The sequence below is a fragment of the Streptomyces sp. NPDC006332 genome (assembly GCF_040612855.1).
In the GTDB taxonomy this organism is placed as follows: Bacteria; Actinomycetota; Actinomycetes; order Streptomycetales; family Streptomycetaceae; genus Streptomyces.
The window spans coordinates 1-20,851 of sequence record NZ_JBEXRA010000044.1; the positions used below are offsets into that span (position 1 = coordinate 1).

Sequence of the window (20,851 nt, forward strand, 5' to 3'; positions counted from 1 at the left end):
GTCGCCCTGTTCACCGACTTCGCGAAGGTGCCGGAAGGCAGGCGGAACTGCGTCCGCATCCTCTTCACCGATCCCTCCATGCGGACGCTCTACGCAGACTGGCGAGCCGTCGCCCGTGACTGCGTGTCCCATCTGCGCAGGGAGGCCGCCAAACACCCCGAGGATCCGCAGTTGATCAACTTGGTCGGTGAACTCTCCGTGGAGGACAGGGAATTCGGTCAATGGTGGGGAAGTCGTTGCGCGCCGTCGCGCAGGGCGGGCGTCAAGAGATTCCGCCATCCCCTCGTGGGCGAACTCGTCCTGGACTGGGACACCCTCGTCTGCTGCGGCGATCCCGATCAGGAACTCGTCCTCTGGACGGCGGAGCCGGGCACGCCGTCATACGACGGACTGCGCGCCCTCGCCTCGCGGGCCACCGGTCTGCCCGGCTGATACGACGGTCTCACCGGCCCGCCGATTCGCGAAGGACAGACGACAGGCCTGGTAGAAAAACCTCCCCCTTACATTTCGGCTGAATACTGTGACACTCGCTGCCATGTACACCAAAGTGCGCTTTCCTGAACTGGGAGAATTCCTCAAGGTGTGCCGGGCCCAACTCAGCCCGCGGACCGTCGGTCTGCCCGAGTCCGGGACGCCCCGGCGAGTGCCCGGGCTACGCCGTGAGGAGGTCGCTCGACTCGTGGGGATCAGCACCCACGCCTACGCCCGGCTGGAACAGGGGCGAGCCCCGGTGTCGAGGTCGGTGCTCGCCGCGCTCGCCCACGTCCTGCACCTCGACGACGCCCAGCGCGACCACCTCTTCGAGCTGGCAGCGGGGGGCACGTGCGAACCGCGCCGCCGGCCGGTGCAGAAGGTGCACCCGCAACTCAGACGCATCCTGGACGAGCTGACCGCGACCCCCGCACTCGTCCTCGGACGGCGCCTCGACATCCTCGCCTGGAACCCCCTGGCGGCCGCTCTGCTCACCGACTTCGACAATGTGGCCGCCAAGAAGCGCAACTACGCGCGGCTGATGTTCACCGACCCCGCCTTCCGAGAGCTCTGCCTCGACTGGAGGACGCACGCCCGCACCTGCGTCGCCCATCTGCGCATGGAGGCCGCCCGGCATCCCAGCGACCCCGGACTGACGGCGCTCGTCGGCGAGTTGTCCGTCGCCGACGCCGACTTCCGGCAGTGGTGGGCAGGACGCCAGATGAACGGCCAGCTGATGGGCACCAAGCGGCTGCGTCACCCGATCGTCGGCGACCTCACCCTCGACTGGGACAGCCTGACCTGCACCGCCGATCCCACGCAGAAGCTGGTGATCGCGACCGCTGATCCCGGTACCCCCTCCCACGACGGGCTTCTGTTCCTGGCATCGTGGACCGCGGAGCAGGACCAGCCCGCACGGGATTCGGCAGCCTGAGGTCTCCGAGCCCAGGTGGCTCGCCGCCGGCCACAGGGTTGTCGGGACCGTGGAGGCTGGAGGCCACCCAGCGCGGCTGCCGGGGCCCGCCGCCATGGAGGGGCCGGACGCGGGGAGAGACGCCGCCTGCCCACACCCGGCAGGGCGCATGCTGGCGGTCCGCCGTGAGCCTTGCCACGGCCTTGCGTCCCGCGTCGGTGAGGGGCGGTTTCATGCCCTCGCGGTGCCCGTACGATGCTGTTCGAATACGACGCTGTTCGATCTCGTCCAGGGCGTCCTGGGACCACCGGCAGCGGCACCTCGCTGTACTCGACGAGCCGCGTCGGCGACAGCGACCGCGCCGGTCACAGCGCTCGCAGCAGCAGGGTGGGAGCTCGGCCGACTCACGATCGCCTCACGTGGTCACCGACGCTCAGGTCGTCTCGGTACCCGCGCCGATCTGGACCACGACGCCGGCGGCCTCCATGCAGGGAACGAACGGCGGTCGGGCGGGTCCGCTGGGCTGGAGGGCATCGACAGCGTTGACGGACGCGGCGCGCACCACACCGCCGGACAGCACTTGTGGACGGTCGTGGGGGAGGGCTCAGGTCGCCGCGTCGGATGCCGTCGGCTTCTGGTCGGCGGCCCAGGAGGCGAGGAGGCGCAGTCCGTCGTGGGAGGGGGTGCCGGGTTCGGCGTTCCACACGATGATGTGCTGGTCGGGGTCCGTGCCACAGGTGAGCGTGTTCCAGTCGAGGGTCAGCTCGCCGACCACCGGGTGCCGCAGCTTCTTGACGCCCTGGCCCCGCATCGCGACGTCGTGTTCGGTCCACCACTGCCGGAACTGCGGGTCACGGGCGGACAGCTCCTTGACCAGTGCGGTGAGGGGCTGGTCGTCGGGGTAGCGCGCGCTCTCCATGCGCAGTTGGGCGATGGCCAGCCGTGTGACCTCCTCCCAGTCGACGTACAGATCGCGCACCCAGGGTTCGGTGAACAGCAGCCGGACGAACACACGCTCCTGCTCGGGGTAGCGCCCGAAATCGGTCCACAGGGCGGCGGCGAGCTGGTTCCAGCCGAGGATGTCGGTGCACCGGCCGATGACGAAGGCCGGGGAGGCGGTGAGATCGTTCAGCATGCGCTGCAGTTGCGGGTCCACCTGCTGGCGCTCGCGGTACGTGGACGGGCGCACCCTCTCCTTCGCCGCGAGGTCGAAGAGGTAGGTGCGCTGATCGTCGTTCAGTCGCAGGGCCTGGGCGATCTCGTCGAGGAGGGGAGCCGACGCCTGGAGCCGACCCTGCTCGATCCGTGTGTAGTACTCGGTGCTGATCGCGGCGAGCAGTGCCACTTCCTCACGGCGCAGACCCTTCACACGCCGCCGTGGCCCGCCGCGGAGACCGACCTCGGAGGGGGTGAGCTCGGCCCGACGGGCCTTGAGGAACTCACCCAGCTCGTTCAGACGCGGATTGCGGTTCATGACCTCCAGCCTGGCACAGACGTTGCATCGTGTGAGGGGTACAGATCCTTCCCCTGTCTGATCGGCCAGTGGGCGACGGTCTCCTCTGGGTGTGGGCGGTACTGCAACGAGGCCGTCGGCCCGGGGCGCGAGAGTGCGTTGGGCCCCCGGCGGGAGCCTTTCCGGGGCGTCAGCTCAGTGCCTTGACCAGTTCCTGGGCCAGGGGGACCGCCGAGTACGGGTTCTGTCCGGTGAACAGGGTGCGGTCGACCTGGACGTACGGGGTGAACGGGTCGGCCTCACGGTAGTCGGCCTTGAGTTCGCCCACGAGGCGGTCCTGCAGCAGCCACTTCGCGCGGTCCGCGAGACCGTTCTGCCTCTCCTCGGCGTTGGACAGGCCGGTCAGGCGGTAGCCGGAGAAGGGGGACGAGCCGTCGGGGCCGATGGTGGCGAGCAGGGCCGCGAGGCCGTGGCAGACCAGGGAGACCGGCTTGCCGGAGGCGAGGCAGGCGGTGAGGAGCTTGCCAGAGGCGTCGTTGTCGGGCAGGTCCTCCATGGGACCCCAGCCGCCGGGATAGAAGACGGCCACGTAGTCGTCGATGTTCACGTCCTCGATGCGCATCGGGTGCGCCAGCTCGGTGGCCTCCCGCAGCGCGGCCCGCATGCGCTGGGCGCCTTCCTCGCCACCGTTGAAGTCGGGGGTGAGGCTGAGCGCGTCGGGGGTGGGCGGCACGCCGCCGGGCGTCGCCGCGGCGATCCCGTATCCGGCCTCCTTGAAGACCTGGTAGGGGCCGAGGGCCTCCTCGGCCCAGAACCCGGCGGGCTGGCGGGTTCCGTCGGCCAGCGTCCAGTGGTCGGACGCGGTGATCACGAAGAGGATCTTCGCCATGGGGAGCTCCTGATGAGGGGGAGTGTCAGGCCTTGAGGGCTTCCTGGAGGACGTGGCTGTCGGCGGCCTGCCGCATTTCCACGGCCTGGCCGTCACGGACGGTCCACAGGTGGATGAACCGGACGTCGGCCTTGTTTCCCGTCTTGGTCTCGGCGTGGTAATGGCCGTAGACGAAGACATGGCCGGTCTCGTCCGCGTAGAACTCCTCGGGCACCGCGCCGAAGGACTCGTAGTTCGGCATCGTCTTGCCGAAGAAGTCCTTGGCCACGCTGTCCCAGCCGTGGTAGACACCGCTGTTCGGGAAGCCCGGGGTGATGTCCCAGACGAAGTCCGAAGCCATCACCTCCTCGGTGACCTCGGGTGCCATTCGGGACTCGTAGACCCGGCGGATGAGGGCGAGACTCGGGGAATCGGACATGGTGTGCTCCTTGCAGGGTGGGGGCGTCGGGCGGGGGGCGAATGAAGGCGTCGGTCGGGCTCTGGGCTCCTCGAACGATTTCCTTCTGCTTAAAGGACGGCGAAGAACTTCACCATCTTGGTGAGCGCCTGGTCCATGTATTCGGGGACGTCGTACATGGCGATATGAGTCGCGCCGTCGACGACGAACAGTTCCTTCGGCCCCTTGGAAAGCTCGTACGCCTGGTCGCTGAACACCTTTGTGTCCGCCTTGCTCCCCGCGATGAGAAGCAGCGGCTGGGTCAGCAGTTCCGGAATTTGGTCGAACGCCGAGAACGCGTACATCTTGTCCATGCTGGTCAGCAGGAAACGTCCCTTCGAATTGGGGTGCTGACCACGCGGAGTCCGGTAGTAGTCGTATCCCTCACGCAGGAGGTCCGGGGTGTTGTCGTCGATCTCTTCCAGCGTCTCCGGGACGAACGGGGCGTAGACAGGATCTGCTCCCCTGGCCTCCGCCGTGCGCTGCTGAGCGACCATTTCCAGGGTCTTGATCTGCTCGGCCACCGGAGACAGGTGCCCCAGGAACCCTCTGGAGCCTTCGCCCATCGGAGCAGCGCTGACGGTGGCCACCGCCTTGAAGCGGCGTTCGGTCTGCGCCACGCTGATCGCGTAACCTCCGCCCGCGCAGATACCGAAGACGCCCATCCGCTCGGTGTCGACGTACGGGAGAGTGGTGAGGAAGTCCGCCGCGCAGCGGGCGTCCTCCACCCTGGTCGTCGGGTCTTCCAGGAGACGCGGTTCGCCGCCGCTTTCTCCCTGACAGGAGGAGTCGTAGACCACGGTGACGAATCCGTGGGCGGCCAGCCGCTTCGCGTACTGGCCGATGGTCTGTTCCTTCACGCCGCCGGCCGGGTGAATTCCGACGAGGGCCGGGTACTTCTTTTCTCTGTCGAATTCTTCCGGTAGGTGGACGTGCCCCGCGATTTCCACTGCCTTGTTCCTGAATGAAACAGTCTCGACCATGGCGCCTGTTCCTTTGTCGGCCGCGATCCGCCAATCGGCGGTCCGCACACCATGATTCGCCGGTGCCGAGATGATGTCCACTCGCGATAGGGGGAAGAAATTTTCCCCTGGATGTGAGACACCGGGTAGTCGACTCCCTGTCTCATTCCCCGCGTGCTTTCCCGTCTTCGCCTACGACCCCGTCGACGGCAAACTCGTTCTGATCAACGGTGTCCTCGGCGGGGTCGGCTCGCTGGCCGCCCAGCTTGCCCGCTGGCGCGGGGCCACGGTCACTTGAGCTCGAGCACGTCGACATCCACGGCTTCTCGATGGGCGGCATGATCGCCCAGGTGATCGTGCAGACTGACCCGCAGCTCGTCCGCAAGCTGATCCTCAGCGGCACCGGTCCTGCGGGCGGCGAGGGCATCAAGAACGTGACGGTGCTTCTCCAGGACCCGAAGCAGTTCCTCCCCTTCTTCACCCGCATCGCGAACGGGCGTCGAGCCGGGAAGGAGTTCCTGGCCCGCCTCAAGGAGCGCACCCGCGGTCATGCACTGCTGGGGTCTTCCAGACCGGTGTCGGGGGCCGCCATGCGCGACGTGTGTTTCTGGCTGGCGAAGCCCCGTCGGCGCATCTCAGCGCATGAAGGCGAGGCCGTTCTCGATGCCCTGCTCGAGGACCTCGTCGGCGAACTTCCGGTCGGAGAGGGCGCGGGACAGCTGCAGCGTTCCCACCATCATGGTGTAGAGCCCGATGGCCTTACCGCGAGCGGACTGCGGGTCCTCAGGTGACAGTCGGGCGGCGATCTCTTCGAGGATGTTCCGCGCGCCGTCGGTGTAGGCCTGCTTGGTTCCGTCTTCGCAGCGGCCGATCTCGTCGAGCAGGGCGGCGGAGGGGCATCCGGTGCCCGGGTGGTCCCGGTGCGCAGGCGACAGGTACTCGCGGATGAGGTCCTCGAGTCCAGCGCGGCCGGGCCGCAGTGTGCCGTACGCGGCGATCTGCGTGCCCAGTTGGTCGGCAATGACGTTGGCGACGAGGTCGTCCTTGGAGGCGAAGTGCGCGTAGAAGGCCCCGTTGGTGAGCCCGGCGTCCGACATCAGTGTGGAGATTCCCGAGCCGTCAATGCCGTCCTGCTTGAATCGCCGGCCGGACTTCTCGATGATCCGTTGCCGGGTCACCTGTTTGTGCTCCTTGGTGTAGCGCACCACGAGCTTCCTCCATTCGCTCCGCGAGGACATTGCCCCACGCCAAGCCTAAGGTATGACCTGACGCGCGTAATATCATGACCGTAGGCGATCACCGGCCCGCGAGTCCTGACCGATGGTTCAGGGCCGGCGGCGGGCGCCGGGTCCCAGCCGGGCGGTGACTTCCCCGGGGGTGAGGGTGGAGTGGTCCGCGGAGCACTCGACGACGACGCGGAGCGGGGCGTCGCAGTCGGTGTGGCGAACGTCCAGTACCGGGCCCTCGGGGCCGAGGGCGTACGCCTCGCCCCACTGACGCAGCGCCATCAGGACGGGCCACAGGTCCCAGCCCTTGCGGGTGAGCCGGTACTCGTTGCGGGAGCGGCTGCCCGCTTCCTGGTAGGGGACGGTCTTCAGGACACCGGACGAGACCAGTTTGCGGAGGCGGTCGCTGAGGACGGCTTCCGACAGGCCGATGTGGCGGTGGAAGTCGTCGAAGCGGCGGACTCCGTTGACGGCGTCACGCAGGATCAGCAGCGTCCATTTCTCTCCGACCACGTCGAGCGTGCGCTGGACGGGGCAGTTCTCCGTGCTCGCCTCAAGCCACTCCATCCCGCCATCGTAGGGGCCTGGCTTCGTCATTGACAGTCAGGTGAGCTCGCAACTAGCTTCATTTCTAAAAGTCAGATGGGAAGGCGCTGGGTCGTGGGCCGAACACGTACGTATCAATGGGAAGATCCCGCGATCCTGGCGGAAGCCGCCGGGCGCATGGCAGGCATCGATTTCCTGCGCGAGCTGCAGGCGGGGCGACTGCCGGGGCCGCCCATCAATTACTCCATCGACTTCACCCTGGACGAGGTGGAGCCCGGCAGGGCGGTCTTCTCGCTGACGCCGGGGGAGGAGCACTACAACCCGATCGGCAGCGTGCACGGCGGCATCTTCGCCACACTGCTCGATTCGGCTGCGGGTTGCGCCGTTCAGTCCACCTTGCCGCAGGGCGTGGCATACACCTCGCTGGACTTGACGGTGAAGTTCCTTCGGCGGATCACCGTGGACACGGGCACGGTGCGGGCGATCGGCACGGTAGTCAGCAAGGGGCGTCAAACCGCCCTAGCCCAGGCGCAGTTGTTCGACGGGACGGACCGACTGCTCGCCCATGCCACCAGTAGTTGCATGCTCTTCCCGGTGCCTTCCTCTCAAGGGTGAGCCTCAACGGCGATCGGTGAATCGAGCCCTGTCCGCGGCAGGTGAGCCCGGGCAGTGATCCACCGGACGCGACCGGGAAGGGGGCGTCAGGCCATGGAGAACTTGGCGACGTACTCGTCGAAGGGCTCGATGCCGACTTCCGCACGGAGTTCGTCCATGCGCTCGGGCTCTTCACAGGGCCACGGAACCGGCGCCCCGTCCTTCACGCCGGCGATCTGAGTTCCGTAGACTTGCTTGCGGCCCTCATTGACCAGCGTGCGGTCGCGCAGGAAGACCAGCTCGCGCGGCCTGGCCGAGCCTGCCGAGACCGCCTGCTGCATCAACTGCAAGGCGCGATGCTGAACGTCGAGCTGCCGGTCGGCGTGCTGAGCGATGAGCCATGCTGCGCGTGCGGCCTCCTCGCCGACCAGTTCCACCGCCAGCGCGGCAACGTCGTACGCCACTCTCAACTCCCAGGTCAGCTCCATGCGTTGCGTCCGCCGCAAGCCTAGAGGAGCAAATCGGGTGTAAAGGCAGTCGGCCGGAATGACTCAGAGCGGGCTCTGTCGGCGTGCGTGTGCCGGAAGAGCCCGCTCCGTGGTGTTCAGGACGCGGTGGTGAAACCAGGGAGGAAGCCCAGCAGGGGAACGATGGTCAGGCTGCATACGGCCATGGAGATCACGTTGCCGATGAAGGGGTGGAAGTCGTCCGGGAGCCGCTTGGAGATCCATGCCGCCAGCGGTGGGGCCGTGAGCGCCCCGAGCACCGCGCCGACGATCACGGCGGGCACGGTAGGGCCGTAGGTAAGGACGACCGCCGGTGCCGCCGAGACGACGGGGACGAAGGTGGGATACCAGCCTGCGGCGGCCCATCGGCGCTGATACAGCAGTACGCCGATGGTCGCGGTCAGGAACTGTGCGCTGAGGACCGCGGGGAGGAAACCGGTCCCGTAGACAGGGTTGAGCGGGTTGAGCAGATAGGTGAGGACAGTGCCGCCGATGAGGCAGATCGTGGCGATCTCGTTGCCGTAGAACTGTGCTTCGGAGAAGTCGGCGAGGACGCGGCGCACCACCCAGAGCGGGCCCTGCCGCATCGGCGCCGAGGCTTCCTGGTCGGCAGCGGTGGTGTCTTCCTGCCCGGCTCCGGATCCCCTTCGCGCTCGTCAACCGGCGAACGGGCGATCACCCCTCGGCAACCTGCGACGACTACCGTGGCGGCCGACTGGTCGCGGAGCATTTCCTGGAGCTCGGGCACGAACGCGTAGCGGTTGTCGCCGGGGAGCCGTACGCCAGCACGGGCATCGACCGGACAGCGGGATTCCGCGACCGCTACCGCGAGGCAGGGATTCAGCTCCCCTCCTCCCGGATCGTCCATTCCCGCTTCGATGCCGCGGGTGGCCGCCAGGCTGCCGAACAACTCCTGCGGGGGCGGACCCGGCCGACCGCCATCTTCGCCGTCAATGACTTCGCCGCGATCGGTGTCCTGGGCACCTTGCGCGATCATGGGCTCCGTCCCGGCAGGGATGTGGCGGTGGCCGGCTTCAACGACACACCACTGGCACGGGAGTTGCCCGTCCCGCTGACCACTGTCCGTTCCCCCATGCATGAGATGGGGGGTCTCGCCGTGGATCTGCTCGTCCGACTTCTCGACGGCGAGCAGGTGAAGTCCGAACGGCTGGCCCCCACTCTGGTGGTGAGGGCCTCCACCCACCTCGCCACGCTCTCGCCCGCCGTCACGGACCTGTGAGGGTCGGGGCTGGCCCCGCTGAGCGGCGCCTGCCTGCATCGACGGGATGAATCACGAGTAGTCGACTCAGTGGGCACCTCGTGCCGCGGCTGGCATCGTCGAAGGCGATCACCGCAGCGTTTCGCTGGGTGACGGGACAGCCTACCGAGGCAGGTTGGCTGTCGCTCCGGGTGGGCGGCGACGACGTAGCGCATGGCCGCCTGCACGGTGATGCCGAACAGCCGCATCAGCTTGAGGGGGCAGCGCTCTCGCACGCCTCGTTGAGGATCCGGTCCCGCCGGTTTCGATGGTCTCGGTGGGACAGACGGCGTCGTAGCGGGTGCGGAGGCTCGGTGAAGTGACCTCGGGCAAGGGGGAAATCCGGTCGTTGTGGCGACTGGGGCAGAAGTCACCGCCCGGACCCTTGACGGGCTCGTGTGGCAGCCCGTCAGAATCTGTTTGTTCGCGATCAGTTGTGAGTACTTCTGGGCCCAATTGAGGGAGAGCCGCATGCAGGTCACTCGCAGATCAGTCTTGCTCGCTTCCGCCGCGGCACCGGCGGCCGGAGCGCTGCTGGGCACCCCGGTGGCGCAGGCCACCGAGTCCGCGGGAGGCACGTCAGGCCGCAGCTTGGTCGCCCTGCGCGACGGCTGGCGCTTCGCGCTGGTCAACCCGGGCGGGATCACCGACCCGACGGGCGAGTACGCCGACGCCGCCGCACCCGGGTACGACGACTCCGGATGGCGGGAGGTGGCGGTGCCGCACGACTGGAGCATCGAGCTGGCGCCGACCACGCAGAACGGCACCACGAGCGGCACCGGCTTCTTCCCCGGCGGGCTCGGCTGGTACCGCCTCGCCTTCACCCTGCCGCCCGCCCTGGCCGGCAAGCGGATCTCGGTGGAGTTCGACGGCGTCTACATGGACTCGTACGTCTACTGCAACGGCACTGAGGTCGGCCGGCACCCCTACGGCTACACCGGATTCGCCTTCGACGTCACCGACCTGCTGCACGCGGACGGGACCACGGAGAACGTCATCGCGGTCAAGGTGCAGAACCGGCTCCCCAGCAGCCGCTGGTACTCGGGCAGCGGCATCTACCGCGAGGCCCGTCTCGTGGTCACCGAACCGGTGCACGTGGCCCGCTGGGGCACCCACGTCACCACGCCCGAGATCACCGACGAGCGCGCCATGGTGAGGGTGCGGACCTCCGTGGTGAACGAGACCGGTACCGCGCTGCCGGTGGAGATCCGGTCCCGGATCAAGGACCCGCGCGGTCGCACGGTGGCGCGCGTGGCGAGCACAGTCTCCGTCGAAGAACAGGCGACCGGGACGCAGGAACTCTCAGTTCCCGCGCCCCAGTTGTGGGACATAGGGTCGCCCCGCCGCTACACCCTGGAGACCGACCTGCGGGTCGGCGGCAGAACCGTCGACACATACCGCACCCCGTTCGGGTTCCGCACCTTCCGCTTCGACCCGGACGAGGGCTTCCACCTCAACGGCACCCACCACAAGCTCAAGGGCGTCGACCTGCACCACGACCTGGGCGCGCTCGGTGCCGCGGTCAGCAAGGACGCCATCCGCAGGCAGATGACGATCATGCAGTCGATGGGCGTCAACGCCTTCCGCACCTCCCACAACCCGCCCTCCCCGGAGATGATCGAGGTCTGCGAGGAACTGGGCATCGTGATGCTGGTGGAGGCGTTCGACTGCTGGAAGAGCCCCAAGACGCGCTACGACTACGGCCGGTTCTTCGACGAGTGGTCCGACCGGGACATCGCGGAGATGGTGCTCGCCGCCCGCAACTCGCCCGCCGTCGTCATGTGGTCGATCGGCAACGAGATCCCCGAGTTCACCGCCACCGCCGGGCTGGCCATCGCGGACCGTCTCATCGCGGGCATCAAGGCGCTCGACGACACCCGCCCGGTCGTGATCGGCTCCGACCGGCACCGCAGCGTGCCTGCCGAAGGCTCCCCGGCCGACCTGATCCTCGCCAAACTGGACGGCCTCGGCCTCAACTACAACACCGCCAAGTCGGTGGACGCCCTGCACGCCCGCTACCCCCACCTCTTCCTCTTCGAGTCAGAGTCGTCCTCGGAGACCTCGACCCGCGGCGCGTACCAGGAACCGGAGCACCTCAACACCGGCGAGAATTACACCCCGGGGAAGCGGGCGACCTCGTCCTACGACAACAACCTCGCCTCCTGGACCATGAGCGGCGAGTACGGACACAAGAAGGACCGTGACCGCAAGTGGTTCGCCGGGCAGTTCCTGTGGTCCGGCATCGACTACATCGGAGAGCCGACGCCGTACGACGTCTTCCCGGTGAAGGCGTCCTTCTTCGGCGCGGTCGACACGGCCGGGTTCCCCAAGGACATGTACCACCTGTTCCAAAGCCAGTGGGTCGACGAGCCCATGGTCCATCTACTGCCCATGACCTGGAACCACGAGGAAGGTGACACGGTCGAGGTGTGGGCGTACTCCAACGTCGGTACCGTCGAGCTGTTCCTCAACGGAAAGTCCCTGGGCACAAGGAAGTTCGACACCAAGAAGACCGTCGACGGTCGTGGGTACCTGGAGACCACCGAGGCGACCGGCGACGACAAGACCTTCACCGAAGGCCCCTACCCTGGCAGTTACACCAGTCCGAACGGCAGCGCGGGCAAGCTCCACCTGACCTGGAAAGTGCCCTACAAGCCGGGCGAGTTGAAGGCGGTGGCGCGCAGGCACGGCAGGGTGGTCGCCACCGACGTGCTGCGCACCGCCGGCGCGCCGCACGCCGTACGCCTCACCGCCGACCGCACGTCCCTGGCCGCCGACGGCCGTTCCCTGGTCTTCGTCACCGCCGATATCGTCGACGCCCGCGGGGTGGTGGTGCCCGACGCCGAGGACCTGATCGCCTTCGACGTGAAGGGCGGCTCGCTCGCCGGACTCGACAACGGCCGTCAGGAGAGCGCCGAGCGGTATCAGGCCCGCACTCGGACCGCCTTCCACGGGAAAGCGCTCGCGATCGTGCGGTCCGGCCCGAAGCCCGGAACCCTGAAGGTGACTGCCCGCGCGGCGGGTCTGAAGACGGGCACGGTGAACGTGCGCACCACGCCTGCCCGATCGGCAGCCACCACCCCGGCCGTCGTCTTCGAGCCCGACTTTCCTCAGTTGCCCAACTATCCGCACGGAGACGCCAGTTACTCCGGGCGCCCTGACACCCTGCCCGCGGCCATGCTCGACGGCGACCCAGCCACGGGCTGGTCCAACGCCTTCAGTAAGGCGGCTACGGCCCTGCTGCCCGCGTTCGGCGGGGCACGCGCCGAGGACTGGGTCTCCGTGGACTTCGGACGCACGCGGACCTTCGACCGCGTGGAGGCCTCCTTCACGCTGAGCGCGACCCACAGCCTGCCCGCCTCCGTCGGGGTCGAGGTGTGGGACGGGGGTGCGTACGTGCCGGTGAATGGAGCGGCCGTCGACTGGGGCACCGCCTCGGACGCTCCCACAGTCATCACCTTCGACGCCGCACGGGGCTCCCGGCTGCGGCTCGTGTTGACCAGCGCGCACCCGGGCGAGGCCCGCGGCGCGGTGCGCATCAGCAAGCTGGAGGTACCCGGCTGAGAGCAACGGGCCCCGCAGCGTCATTGAACCCTCCGGACGGGAACCAGCCCCGTCCGGAGCGTTGACGGAATGTCATGCCTCAAACCGGCCGCCCTTGAGCAGGGGAAGAAGGGCCTGTGCCGGTGAGTCCCGCGAGCTTCCCCGCCGCGCCCCCACGCCGACGAGATCCGCAAAGCTGACCCGCACACAGCTCCAGTCCGCCCTCAAGTGAGCCGACTGCGCACGGGCGGCACGCACGCCGCACACGTCCAGGCTGTGGCTCGGGCCTGCTCATCTGTCGGGCGGCGGGTACACGTTCGACGCTGGGTGTCTCTCCCTGGTACACGGTCGCGTCCTTGCCTGCAGTACCCGATCAGCCCCGCTCGGTAGCATGCAACGCATGGCCATCAAATTTGAGAACGTCGGCATCGCCGTTCGCGACCTCGAAGCGACGATCTCCTTTTTCACCGACCTCGGCCTCACGGTGGTCGGCCGTGACACGGTCAGTGGTGAGTGGACCGACACTGCTGTCGGCCTTGATGGCAATCACGCCCACATCGCGATGCTCCAGACGCCAGACGGTCACGGTCGCCTTGAGCTCTTCGAGTACATCCACCCCGAAGCGATCGAGTCGAAACCCACTCGTCCCAATGAGATCGGCATGCATCGCGTCGCCTTCTCAGTCGACGACATCGATGCGGCCCTTGAGGTAGCCGCGAGGCACGGATGCCGTCCGCTTCGCGGTGTGGCGACCTATGAGGACGTCTACAAACTTACGTACGTCCGCGGTCCCAGCGGCATCATTGTGATGCTCGCCGAGGAGCTGAAGAAGAACTGACGGCCGATCGGGCCAATGAGCTTCGCGTTGTCACGAGGCGAGCTGCCCGCCACCGGCGGAGGCACTTTCCAGGTGCACAGGCGTAGCGGGTCCCACGAGCGTGTCCGCGTCGAGGGCGGCGGTCGCGGGGTGATGTCGCAAGCCGTGGTGAACTGCTGGTCGAGACGGTTCGTGAGACCTGGACGTCGCCCCGGCGGTCGCGCTCGGCGGTGAGTGCCTCGCGGATGTCGCGAGGTTGCGGTGCGAGCCGGGTCTTCGGGCGGTCGTCGAGCGGCTGCCGAAGCGATACTGAGCCCAAGATGCACAACAACTGCCGTGCCACCGGCGGTGAGGAGTGGACCGGGACGCTGAGATGGCGGTGTAGCCGGCCGCACAGCTGCTGCGGCGTTCGGATCAACCTGGGTAACTCTGGGTTGCGGAGGATCTCCCAAGAAGATCGGCCCGTAACGGGAGTGCTGTCCGGCCTTGTCCGGCCGTGGGGAGGGCCGGCCGGACAAGGGCTGGGCCGACACCGGATCAGTGCGGGTCGGCGGGGACGGGCGAGAGCCGGTAGGCGCCCTCATGGGTGACGACGCGGCCGGAGGTGGGCGGCGCGAAGTGGGTGCCCAGGACGAGGGTGTCCGTGCCGGCGAGCGAGCCGAGCAGCGTGCGGCGCGAGGCCTCGGACCGCTCGGGGTCGATGTCGACGCAGGCCCCGATGGCGGGGTGAGCGAGCTGGACGGGGTGGTGGATGCAGTCGCCGGTGATCAGAGCCGTCTCTCCGCGGCTGGTCAGCTCAACGGCGACGTGGCCGGGCGTATGCCCGGGGGTGGGGATCAAGCGCAGGCCCGGGACGACCTCGACGCCGTCGGCGGGGACGTCGACGAGGTCGAGCAGCCCCGCCTCCTCCACCGGGATCACGGAGTCGCGGAACATCTGCTTGCGCGCCTCCTCCATGTCGTACCCGGCCCAGAACTCCCGCTCGACGCGCGAGGTCAGGTAGCGGGCGTTGGGGAAGGTGGGGACCCAATCGCCGTTCACCTGGTGGGTGTTCCAGCCGACGTGGTCGGCGTGGAGGTGGGTGAGGACCACCAAGTCGACGGAGTCCGGGGGGAATCCGGCGGCCGTCAGACGCTGAAGGTAGTCGGTGTTCAGGTTGTGCCAGGCGGGGTTGGCCCGCTCCTTGCCGTTGCCGATGCCGGTGTCCACCAGGACACGCAGCCCGCTCACGGCGAACGCGAAGCTGTGGCTGTCGATGTGCAGGATGCCCTCGTCGTCGGCGAAGTGGGGGCGCAGCCAGTCCTGCCCGGCGACGACGCCTGGGGTGGCGCCGGGCAGCAGCCAGGGTCCGGTGGCGGGCGGCAGGAGAACCTCGTCGATGCGGTGGACGGTGACGTCGCCCACGGTCCAGGAGGGGATGGCGGTCGGGCCCGTGGCGGGTGCGGTGCTCATGGTCGGTCGTTTCCCTGTGTCTCGTTACGGAAGGTCGTTGTGTGCGCAGTGGCCGCCTCGCGTCTCGGCCGCTCCGGCACGGGGTGTCGCCCGAGGTGGTCGGGAAGCGTTCCGGTGACGAGAAGGGCAACCAGCGGCGTCAGGGAGTAGGCGGTAGGACCACGGGGATGGTGAGGGTGGACAGGTCCTAGGCGGCCTGGTACTGGGGGGCAGAGGAGCGTCGGCGCACTGGATGCCGCGAGGACGGCGGCCAGGATCGCGGCGTCCAGGACCAAGGACGCCGCGCCGGTGGGCGGCCCGGGTACGGGATCCCGGCTGGCTGGATTGCGCGGGTGCGCTCGGCGTGCCGGTGGACATGGGACTCCTTGGCTTAAACGCAATGGGTTTGCTTTAACGCGACCGTAGGCTCTACGGTCGATTAACGCAAACTCTTAGCTTTTGATGCCTGGGGTTGCCTCGTCCCTCCAGCTCCTGAGGAGAGAACGTCCATGTCCTCCGCCGAACTCACCTCGCCGGAAGCCGCCCGCTGGGCCGCCCGTGCCGGGCTCCCGCTGCCTGCCGACCGCAACGCCGCGGTCGCAGCCACCGCCAACCACATCCACTCCGTCGTCGCGGTCCTGCGGGAGCTGGACTTCGGCGACACCCCGCCCGCCCCCGCCTACCGCGCTGAACAGGAGAACCACGATGCAGCCGTATGAACTGCCCCTGACCGCGGCCGCCGACGCGGTCCGGGCTCGACTGCTGTCCCCCGTCGACCTGGCGGACTCCGTCCTTGAACGCATCGCACAGGTGGAGCCGCACCTCCAGGCCTACGTCACCGTCGCCGCCGAGCACACCCGGTGGGCCGCGCGCCAAGCCGAACACGACATCGCGGCCGGCCGCTACCGTGGTCCGCTGCACGGCATCCCGATGGGCCTCAAGGACCTGATCGACGTGGCGGGTGCGGCGACGTCGGCCGGCTCCCGCGTCCGAGCCGACCACCGCGCGCAGGCCGACAGCACCGTCGCCGCCCGTCTGTCGGCCGCCGGAGCCATCCTGGTCGGCAAGACCCACACCCACGAGTTCGCCTACGGGCTGATCACCCCGCAGACCAACAACGCCTGGGTCACCGGCCGGGTCGCCGGCGGCTCCAGCGGCGGATCCGCCGTCGCAGTCGCCGCAGGAACCGCCACCTTCGCCCTGGGCACCGACACCGGCGGATCGATCCGGGTGCCCGCCGCGCTGAACGGCGTCGTCGGTCTCAAGCCGACCTACGGCCTCGTCCCCCGCTACGGCGTCACGTCCCTGTCCTGGTCACTGGACCACGTCGGCCCGATCACCCGCACCGTCGAGGACGCGGCCCTGGTTCTGACCGCTCTGGCCGGACGCGACCCCCGAGACCCCGCCTCCCTGACCGCACCCGGCACGGACTACCGGCCGGCCCCCGACGCGGATCTGACGGGACTGCGCGTGGGCGTGCCACGCAACCACTACTTCGACCACGTCGACGAGGAGGTGGAAGTCGCTGTACGGCGCGCGATCGACCAGCTTCGGTCCCTCGGCGCGCGCCTCGTCGAGGTCGAGATCCCCATGACCCGCTACATCCAGGCCACCCAGTGGGGCCTGATGGTGCCCGAGGCAACCGCCTACCACGAGAGCGCCCTGCGCACAGCCCCCGAGCTCTACCAGGCAGACGTCCGCATCCTCCTCGAGGCCGGCGAACTGATACCCGCCGGGGACTACCTGCGCGCCCAGCGCTCCCGCACCCTCATGCGGCGGGAATGGGCGCGCATGCTGCGCGAGGTCGACCTGATCGTCGCTCCCACCGTCCCGGCGACCGCGGTCAAGGCCGGACAGGAGGCGATCACCTGGGCCGACGGCACCGTCGAGGGCGTCTCCGACGCCTACGTACGCCTCTCGTCCCCTGCCAACATCACCGGGGTGCCGTCCCTGTCGGTCCCCGTCGGCCGCGATGCGGCGGGCTTGCCGATCGGCATGCAGCTGCTCGGGCGACCGCTCGGAGAGAGCGTGCTCCTGCGAGTCGGTCACGCCTACGAGCAGACCCAGCCCGCCCGCGAGCTCGCGCGCGCGGCGTGAAGAAGACCTGTCGCACGGAGGTAGGGGATCGCTAGACGCAATGACTTTGCTTTAAGGTGGGTTTTATGAGCAGGCAGATGGTGCGCCCCGGCGGGCGCAGCGCCCGGGTCCAGGCATCGGTCCACGCCGCCGTGCGCGAACTCGCGTCGGAAGTGGGCCGGGACGCCCTGACCGTACCGTTGATCGCCCAGCGTGCGGGCGTGACACCGTCGACGATCTATCGCCGCTGGGGGGATCTGCAGGAGTTGCTGTCGGACGTGGCGGTCGAGCGTCTGCGGCCCGACACCGCACCCGACGATCACGGTGCCCTGTCGTCCGACCTGACGGCATGGGCCGAGCAGTTCCTCGACGAGATGGCCTCCGCCGCCGGCCGCGCCTACATCCGCGACGCCCTGCTCGGCGACCCGGACGGCAGCAACGCCGGCCAGTGCTCCGCCTACGCCGCCGACCAGATCATTCTCATTCTCACCCGAGCGGCCGAACGCGGGGAGAAGATGCCCGACGCCGAGACGGTCATCGACCGCGTCGTCGCGCCCATGATGTACCGCATCCTCTTCCGCCCGGACGGACTCGACGCAGCGTACGCGCGCCGACTCGTCGCGGAGGTCCTAGGCCAGACCGGCCCATGACCAGGTGATCGCACCGGCTTGCCCCGCCGGCAGCGCCTGCGACGTCCGAGCCTGGGAGCCCGGCAGGACCTCGCCGCGTCCCCAGTCCTCCGGCGGACGATCCTGAGGGCGCCCCGGAGCACTTCCCGAGCGTGCAGAGGTCACCAGCTGGTGACGCATTGTCGGAAAGCCTCGATCACGGACGCGCCGCCTGTGCTCGCATTGTCGCCGATGACCGGTAGCCGTGGTGCTGGGCGGCGGTGGCGCAGACGCGGTTGGGCAGGATGCGCAGGCCGTCTGTCAGCTGCGGTGCCGCGGTCGCGAGACATGGCCGTCCAGCCGCCGTCGGTGAGGATCCATCCGTACTCGGGGCGGTGGCCGAAGTCGGCGAGGGCGTCGACAGGGACGAGGTCGGCGACCACGTTTTCGGCGAAGGCTTCTAAGCTGAGTTCGCCGATGTGTCGGCCGCCGCGTTCGCCGAGCAGTACGGTGCGAAGTACCCCAAGGTCGTCAAGCGGCTCACGCGCCGAGGGAGACCTGCCGGCGTTTTTCGACTTCCCCGTCGAACACTGGATCCACCTGCGGACCACGAACCCGATCGAGTCGACCTCGGAACGTCCGGCTACGCACAAGAGTCACCAAGGGCGCCGGCAGCCGGGCCGCCGCACTCGTCATGGTCTTCAGACTCATCGAGTCCCCGCAGGAACGCTGGCGGGCCGTGAACGCACCCCACCTCGTCGCCCTGGTCCGGGCCGGCGCCCGCTTCGAACGCGGCCATCTCGCCGAACGCACCGAGGCGGTGGCGGCTTGAGGGCCGATGGGCCCCGGGCCCGGGAGCCTTCCACGATCTGTCGGAGGGGCCGGGGTGACCGGGGCTCGTCCAGGGTCAGTCGGATGTCTGACGCAGGACCAGGCTGACGAAGCCCCACGTGTCGCGGTAGACACGCAACCATTCGGTGCGGCGGGTCGTGGCTGTCTCAAGCACCTGCGAGCTGTCCGGGTCCGCAGGGTGGTCCAGGGCCCATGAGGCCAGCGACCCCCAGCAGGCCCACTCGTAGTCGTCCAGCTCACGACGCGTGCTGACATGCCCGTGGACGGGAGTCCACCCGTCGGCGACAACGCGGTCCAGGGTGGTCGCCAGGTCGGTGAAGTCCCCGAGCATCTCGACGGCCTCCTGTGACGGCTCACGTTCCCAGAAACCCTCACCGATCAGGACGCGTCCGCCCGGAGCCAGATGCTTACGCGCCGCCGCGAGGGTGGGCAACAGGCCGCCGAAGGCATGCGCGGCCCCGACGCTGAGTACCAGGTCGAACGAGCGTGCGGAACGGAAGTTCGCGGCCTCCTGTTGGTGCAGTGCGAGGCGGGTTTGGAGGCCCAGACGGCTCGCGGCCTCGCGCGCCTGCTGGAGGGCATCCTCGGAGATGTCGACGCCCTCGGCGTGCAGTTGAGGGTGCGCAGTCAGTGCGCGCAGAAGCCATTCCCCGCCGCCGCAACCCAGGTCGAGTACCCGCTCGTCGCCACGTGGGACACAACGTTCCAGTAACTGTCGCACCGAGTCGTCGTCGAGCGGAGACTTGATCGGGTGGTTGGCATGGGCGAGCCTGGAGATCTGTTCACGATTCACCGGCGCAGCTTGACAGCGCCGGAGGTCGCACGCACCTCGATTTTTTTCTGCGGACTGGACGCCTGTCAGGCACTCGTCGATCGACAGGTATTGACAATGACTCCGGTGCCCGGCGCAAGCCCGGCGAAGGCGGCCAGTCGGTCCGGCGTTGTGAAGAAGGTGACGTCGCGCTGCCGAGCCCGGCGAGGAGCTCGACGCCGAGGAGCGGTCCGATGCCGGGCATGCTCGTGATGATCTCCGCGAGGCCGTGGGCACGGAATCGGGCCTCGATGCCGACATGGCCGCCGCTGTCGAGAGTCTCGCGCCACCGACGCGTACGGTGCCCGGCGGCTACGGCTACACCAGCGGCTTTTCCACTGGATGCATGCGTCGAGGTGCGGAGCTTCGGCTCCGACGGTGGGGTTGTCTCCGTGGCCGGTCCGCACCGTGGCCTGCCGGGGCAATATCAGCAGACGGTCACGGATCTGAGCGGGTGATCGTCGGGAAGTGGGAGTACGGGCGCCCCGTGGCCCCAGGATCGCCCTTGAAGAGGGTGTCCCCAGTGAACACCGTGGCCAGCTCCTCGGGGTACAAACAGATGTCACCTTGCGTGTGTCCTGGAGTGTGCAGGACTGTCAGTTCGGTCGAGGCGACGCTGAGTCGGCGAAGGTCCGAGAGACAGCCGTCGGGATCACGGTCGGGCCTTCCACGGCAGCCGGGCGTCCAGGTGCAGGTAGATCGCGGCGCCGGTGAGGTCGGCGAGGGCTGGTGCGCCGTCGATGTGGTCCACCTCCCAGGTGCCGCCGTCCAGGCTGAACTGGCCGGAGGTGACGAGGCGTTCGATAAGGGCGGCCATCACAGCACGGTCGTCCGACGGCGTCGATCACCACATCCGCGCCGAAACCGCGGGTCAGTTCACGGATCGCCTCGACGGGATCCGTCTCTTTCGAGGTCACGGTGTGGGTGGCGCCCATGCGCCGGCCGGTCTCCAGCTTCCGGTCGTCGATGTCGACGGCGATGATCTTCGCCGCGCCGGCGAATCGGGACCAGGCGACCGCCGCGTCCCCGACCCCGTCGCAGCCGATCACGGCGACGGGGTCCCCGCGGCCGACGTTCCCGGTGTTGAAGGCGGCTCCGATGCCCGCCCTCATGGAACGCACGTACGCTTTCGCATCCGTGCCCACCGCCCGCCTGTGGGCACGGTGCGTCGCTGTGGCCACCGTGCCCGGCCTGCGTCAGGACAGCGCGATGAGCGGCTTCGGAGCCGGGGTCCGCCGTGGCGTGATGGCCACTGAGCAGTTCACGCAGATCGCCAACGGGTTGTTCCGCGACAGCCGGATCTCGTAGCCGTTGTCGCACCGGAGGACTCCGGTCGGGTGATTTGTCGTACTGGAGGGTCTGGTGGCGTGTGCCGGCGGGCAGGCTGGCCAGCAGGCAGCACAGCGGTGGCGCTGACTGCCGTGACGGGCGGGCCGGAAGACGGCCGCCGGTCCCGAAT

At 68.6% G+C, this 20,851-nt stretch carries 19 protein-coding genes and 8 pseudogenes; 12 read left to right on the plus strand and 15 right to left on the minus strand.

Going from position 1 to position 20,851, the window contains the following annotated elements:
• Together ABZ027_RS31285 and ABZ027_RS31290 are read left to right on the plus strand one after the other, a co-directional pair.
• Positions 1–432 (plus strand): annotated as a pseudogene (locus ABZ027_RS31285) (transcriptional regulator); the annotation flags it as partial.
• Positions 433–535: 103 nt separating this feature from the next.
• The gene (locus ABZ027_RS31290) at positions 536–1,405 is read left to right on the plus strand and encodes a helix-turn-helix transcriptional regulator (protein ID WP_356774145.1); all 870 of its coding nucleotides are present in this window, start codon (positions 536–538) and stop codon (positions 1,403–1,405) included.
• Between the two features lie 412 nt (positions 1,406–1,817).
• Here ABZ027_RS31290 and ABZ027_RS31295 read toward each other — a convergent pair whose 3' ends face one another.
• The 5 genes from ABZ027_RS31295 to ABZ027_RS31315 form a co-directional block, all read right to left on the minus strand.
• Complete coding sequence (locus tag ABZ027_RS31295) at positions 1,818–1,964, minus strand: hypothetical protein (RefSeq protein ID WP_356774147.1); 147 nt, start codon at positions 1,962–1,964, stop codon at positions 1,818–1,820.
• 24 nt (positions 1,965–1,988) lie between these two features.
• Positions 1,989–2,858 (minus strand): helix-turn-helix transcriptional regulator, encoded by an 870-nt coding sequence (locus ABZ027_RS31300; RefSeq protein ID WP_356774149.1) that lies wholly within the window; start codon positions 2,856–2,858, stop codon positions 1,989–1,991.
• Positions 2,859–3,027: 169 nt separating this feature from the next.
• A complete protein-coding gene (locus ABZ027_RS31305; protein WP_356774151.1) occupies positions 3,028–3,726 on the minus strand; it encodes a type 1 glutamine amidotransferase domain-containing protein in 699 nt (232 codons plus the stop codon).
• 25 nt (positions 3,727–3,751) lie between these two features.
• Positions 3,752–4,144: a nuclear transport factor 2 family protein gene (locus ABZ027_RS31310; protein ID WP_356774153.1), complete on the minus strand. Its 393-nt coding sequence runs from the start codon at positions 4,142–4,144 to the stop codon at positions 3,752–3,754.
• 89 nt (positions 4,145–4,233) lie between these two features.
• Positions 4,234–5,226 carry an alpha/beta hydrolase gene (locus tag ABZ027_RS31315; RefSeq protein ID WP_356774155.1) on the minus strand — a complete coding sequence of 331 codons (993 nt, stop codon included), beginning with the start codon at positions 5,224–5,226 and terminating at the stop codon, positions 4,234–4,236.
• A 236-nt stretch (positions 5,227–5,462) separates the two neighbouring features.
• Here ABZ027_RS31315 and ABZ027_RS31320 point away from each other — a divergent pair.
• Positions 5,463–5,543: pseudogene (locus tag ABZ027_RS31320) on the plus strand (hypothetical protein); the annotation flags it as partial.
• Positions 5,544–5,759: 216 nt separating this feature from the next.
• Here the strand turns inward: ABZ027_RS31320 and ABZ027_RS31325 are convergent.
• Both ABZ027_RS31325 and ABZ027_RS31330 read right to left on the minus strand, forming a co-directional pair.
• Entirely contained in the window at positions 5,760–6,332 is a 573-nt protein-coding gene (locus ABZ027_RS31325; RefSeq protein ID WP_356774157.1) for a TetR/AcrR family transcriptional regulator, read from the minus strand.
• Positions 6,333–6,449: 117 nt separating this feature from the next.
• The gene (locus tag ABZ027_RS31330; protein WP_356774159.1) at positions 6,450–6,917 is read right to left on the minus strand and encodes a helix-turn-helix domain-containing protein; all 468 of its coding nucleotides are present in this window, start codon (positions 6,915–6,917) and stop codon (positions 6,450–6,452) included.
• Between the two features lie 93 nt (positions 6,918–7,010).
• Here ABZ027_RS31330 and ABZ027_RS31335 point away from each other — a divergent pair, with 93 nt between their 5' ends.
• A complete protein-coding gene (locus tag ABZ027_RS31335; protein ID WP_356774161.1) occupies positions 7,011–7,511 on the plus strand; it encodes a PaaI family thioesterase in 501 nt (166 codons plus the stop codon).
• Between the two features lie 86 nt (positions 7,512–7,597).
• Here ABZ027_RS31335 and ABZ027_RS31340 read toward each other — a convergent pair whose 3' ends face one another.
• Together ABZ027_RS31340 and ABZ027_RS31345 are read right to left on the minus strand one after the other, a co-directional pair.
• Entirely contained in the window at positions 7,598–7,978 is a 381-nt protein-coding gene (locus tag ABZ027_RS31340; RefSeq protein ID WP_356774163.1) for a DUF6624 domain-containing protein, read from the minus strand.
• A 116-nt stretch (positions 7,979–8,094) separates the two neighbouring features.
• Positions 8,095–8,583 (minus strand): hypothetical protein, encoded by a 489-nt coding sequence (locus tag ABZ027_RS31345; protein ID WP_356774278.1) that lies wholly within the window; start codon positions 8,581–8,583, stop codon positions 8,095–8,097.
• Here ABZ027_RS31345 and ABZ027_RS31350 point away from each other — a divergent pair.
• The 3 genes from ABZ027_RS31350 (at position 8,526) to ABZ027_RS31360 (ending at position 13,635) form a co-directional block, all read left to right on the plus strand.
• On the plus strand, positions 8,526–9,236 hold the full coding sequence (locus tag ABZ027_RS31350) for a substrate-binding domain-containing protein (protein WP_356774165.1): 711 nt from the start codon (positions 8,526–8,528) through the stop codon (positions 9,234–9,236). The two genes, ABZ027_RS31345 and ABZ027_RS31350, sit on opposite strands and share 58 nt — an antisense overlap.
• A 489-nt stretch (positions 9,237–9,725) precedes the next feature.
• On the plus strand, positions 9,726–12,818 hold the full coding sequence (locus ABZ027_RS31355) for a glycoside hydrolase family 2 TIM barrel-domain containing protein (RefSeq protein WP_356774167.1): 3,093 nt from the start codon (positions 9,726–9,728) through the stop codon (positions 12,816–12,818).
• Positions 12,819–13,197: 379 nt separating this feature from the next.
• Positions 13,198–13,635 (plus strand): VOC family protein, encoded by a 438-nt coding sequence (locus tag ABZ027_RS31360; RefSeq protein WP_356774169.1) that lies wholly within the window; start codon positions 13,198–13,200, stop codon positions 13,633–13,635.
• Positions 13,636–14,151: 516 nt separating this feature from the next.
• On the opposite strand, the gene ABZ027_RS31365 is transcribed toward ABZ027_RS31360, so the two are convergent.
• On the minus strand, positions 14,152–15,066 hold the full coding sequence (locus ABZ027_RS31365) for an MBL fold metallo-hydrolase (RefSeq protein WP_356774171.1): 915 nt from the start codon (positions 15,064–15,066) through the stop codon (positions 14,152–14,154).
• Between the two features lie 488 nt (positions 15,067–15,554).
• Between ABZ027_RS31365 and ABZ027_RS31370 the strand changes: the two genes are divergently transcribed.
• From ABZ027_RS31370 to ABZ027_RS31380, 3 genes are all read left to right on the plus strand, one after another.
• Positions 15,555–15,764: a hypothetical protein gene (locus tag ABZ027_RS31370; RefSeq protein WP_356774173.1), complete on the plus strand. Its 210-nt coding sequence runs from the start codon at positions 15,555–15,557 to the stop codon at positions 15,762–15,764.
• On the plus strand, positions 15,751–17,142 hold the full coding sequence (locus ABZ027_RS31375; RefSeq protein ID WP_356774175.1) for an amidase: 1,392 nt from the start codon (positions 15,751–15,753) through the stop codon (positions 17,140–17,142). The genes ABZ027_RS31370 and ABZ027_RS31375 overlap by 14 nt, the downstream gene beginning before the upstream one ends.
• Positions 17,143–17,207: 65 nt before the next feature.
• Positions 17,208–17,771, plus strand: coding sequence for a TetR/AcrR family transcriptional regulator (locus ABZ027_RS31380; RefSeq protein ID WP_356774177.1), 564 nt, complete (start codon positions 17,208–17,210; stop codon positions 17,769–17,771).
• Positions 17,772–17,911: 140 nt separating this feature from the next.
• Here ABZ027_RS31380 and ABZ027_RS31385 read toward each other — a convergent pair.
• Positions 17,912–18,130 (minus strand): annotated as a pseudogene (locus ABZ027_RS31385) (DSD1 family PLP-dependent enzyme); the annotation flags it as partial.
• Between ABZ027_RS31385 and ABZ027_RS31390 the strand changes: the two are divergent.
• Both ABZ027_RS31390 and ABZ027_RS31395 read left to right on the plus strand, forming a co-directional pair.
• A pseudogene (locus ABZ027_RS31390) lies at positions 18,086–18,190 on the plus strand (NADP-dependent oxidoreductase); the annotation flags it as partial. The pseudogenes ABZ027_RS31385 and ABZ027_RS31390 sit on opposite strands and share 45 nt — an antisense overlap.
• A gap of 21 nt (positions 18,191–18,211) precedes the next feature.
• A pseudogene (locus tag ABZ027_RS31395) lies at positions 18,212–18,561 on the plus strand (transposase); the annotation flags it as partial.
• Between the two features lie 75 nt (positions 18,562–18,636).
• On the opposite strand, the gene ABZ027_RS31400 reads toward ABZ027_RS31395, so the two are convergent.
• The 4 genes and pseudogenes from ABZ027_RS31400 to ABZ027_RS31415 form a co-directional block, all read right to left on the minus strand.
• Positions 18,637–19,374 carry a class I SAM-dependent methyltransferase gene (locus tag ABZ027_RS31400; protein ID WP_356774276.1) on the minus strand — a complete coding sequence of 246 codons (738 nt, stop codon included), beginning with the start codon at positions 19,372–19,374 and terminating at the stop codon, positions 18,637–18,639.
• 110 nt (positions 19,375–19,484) lie between these two features.
• Positions 19,485–19,645, minus strand: a pseudogene (locus ABZ027_RS31405) (transposase); the annotation flags it as partial.
• 97 nt (positions 19,646–19,742) lie between these two features.
• A pseudogene (locus ABZ027_RS31410) lies at positions 19,743–20,209 on the minus strand (MBL fold metallo-hydrolase); the annotation flags it as partial.
• A gap of 7 nt (positions 20,210–20,216) precedes the next feature.
• Positions 20,217–20,504 (minus strand): annotated as a pseudogene (locus ABZ027_RS31415) (zinc-binding dehydrogenase); the annotation flags it as partial.
• Positions 20,505–20,851 lie beyond the last annotated feature (347 nt).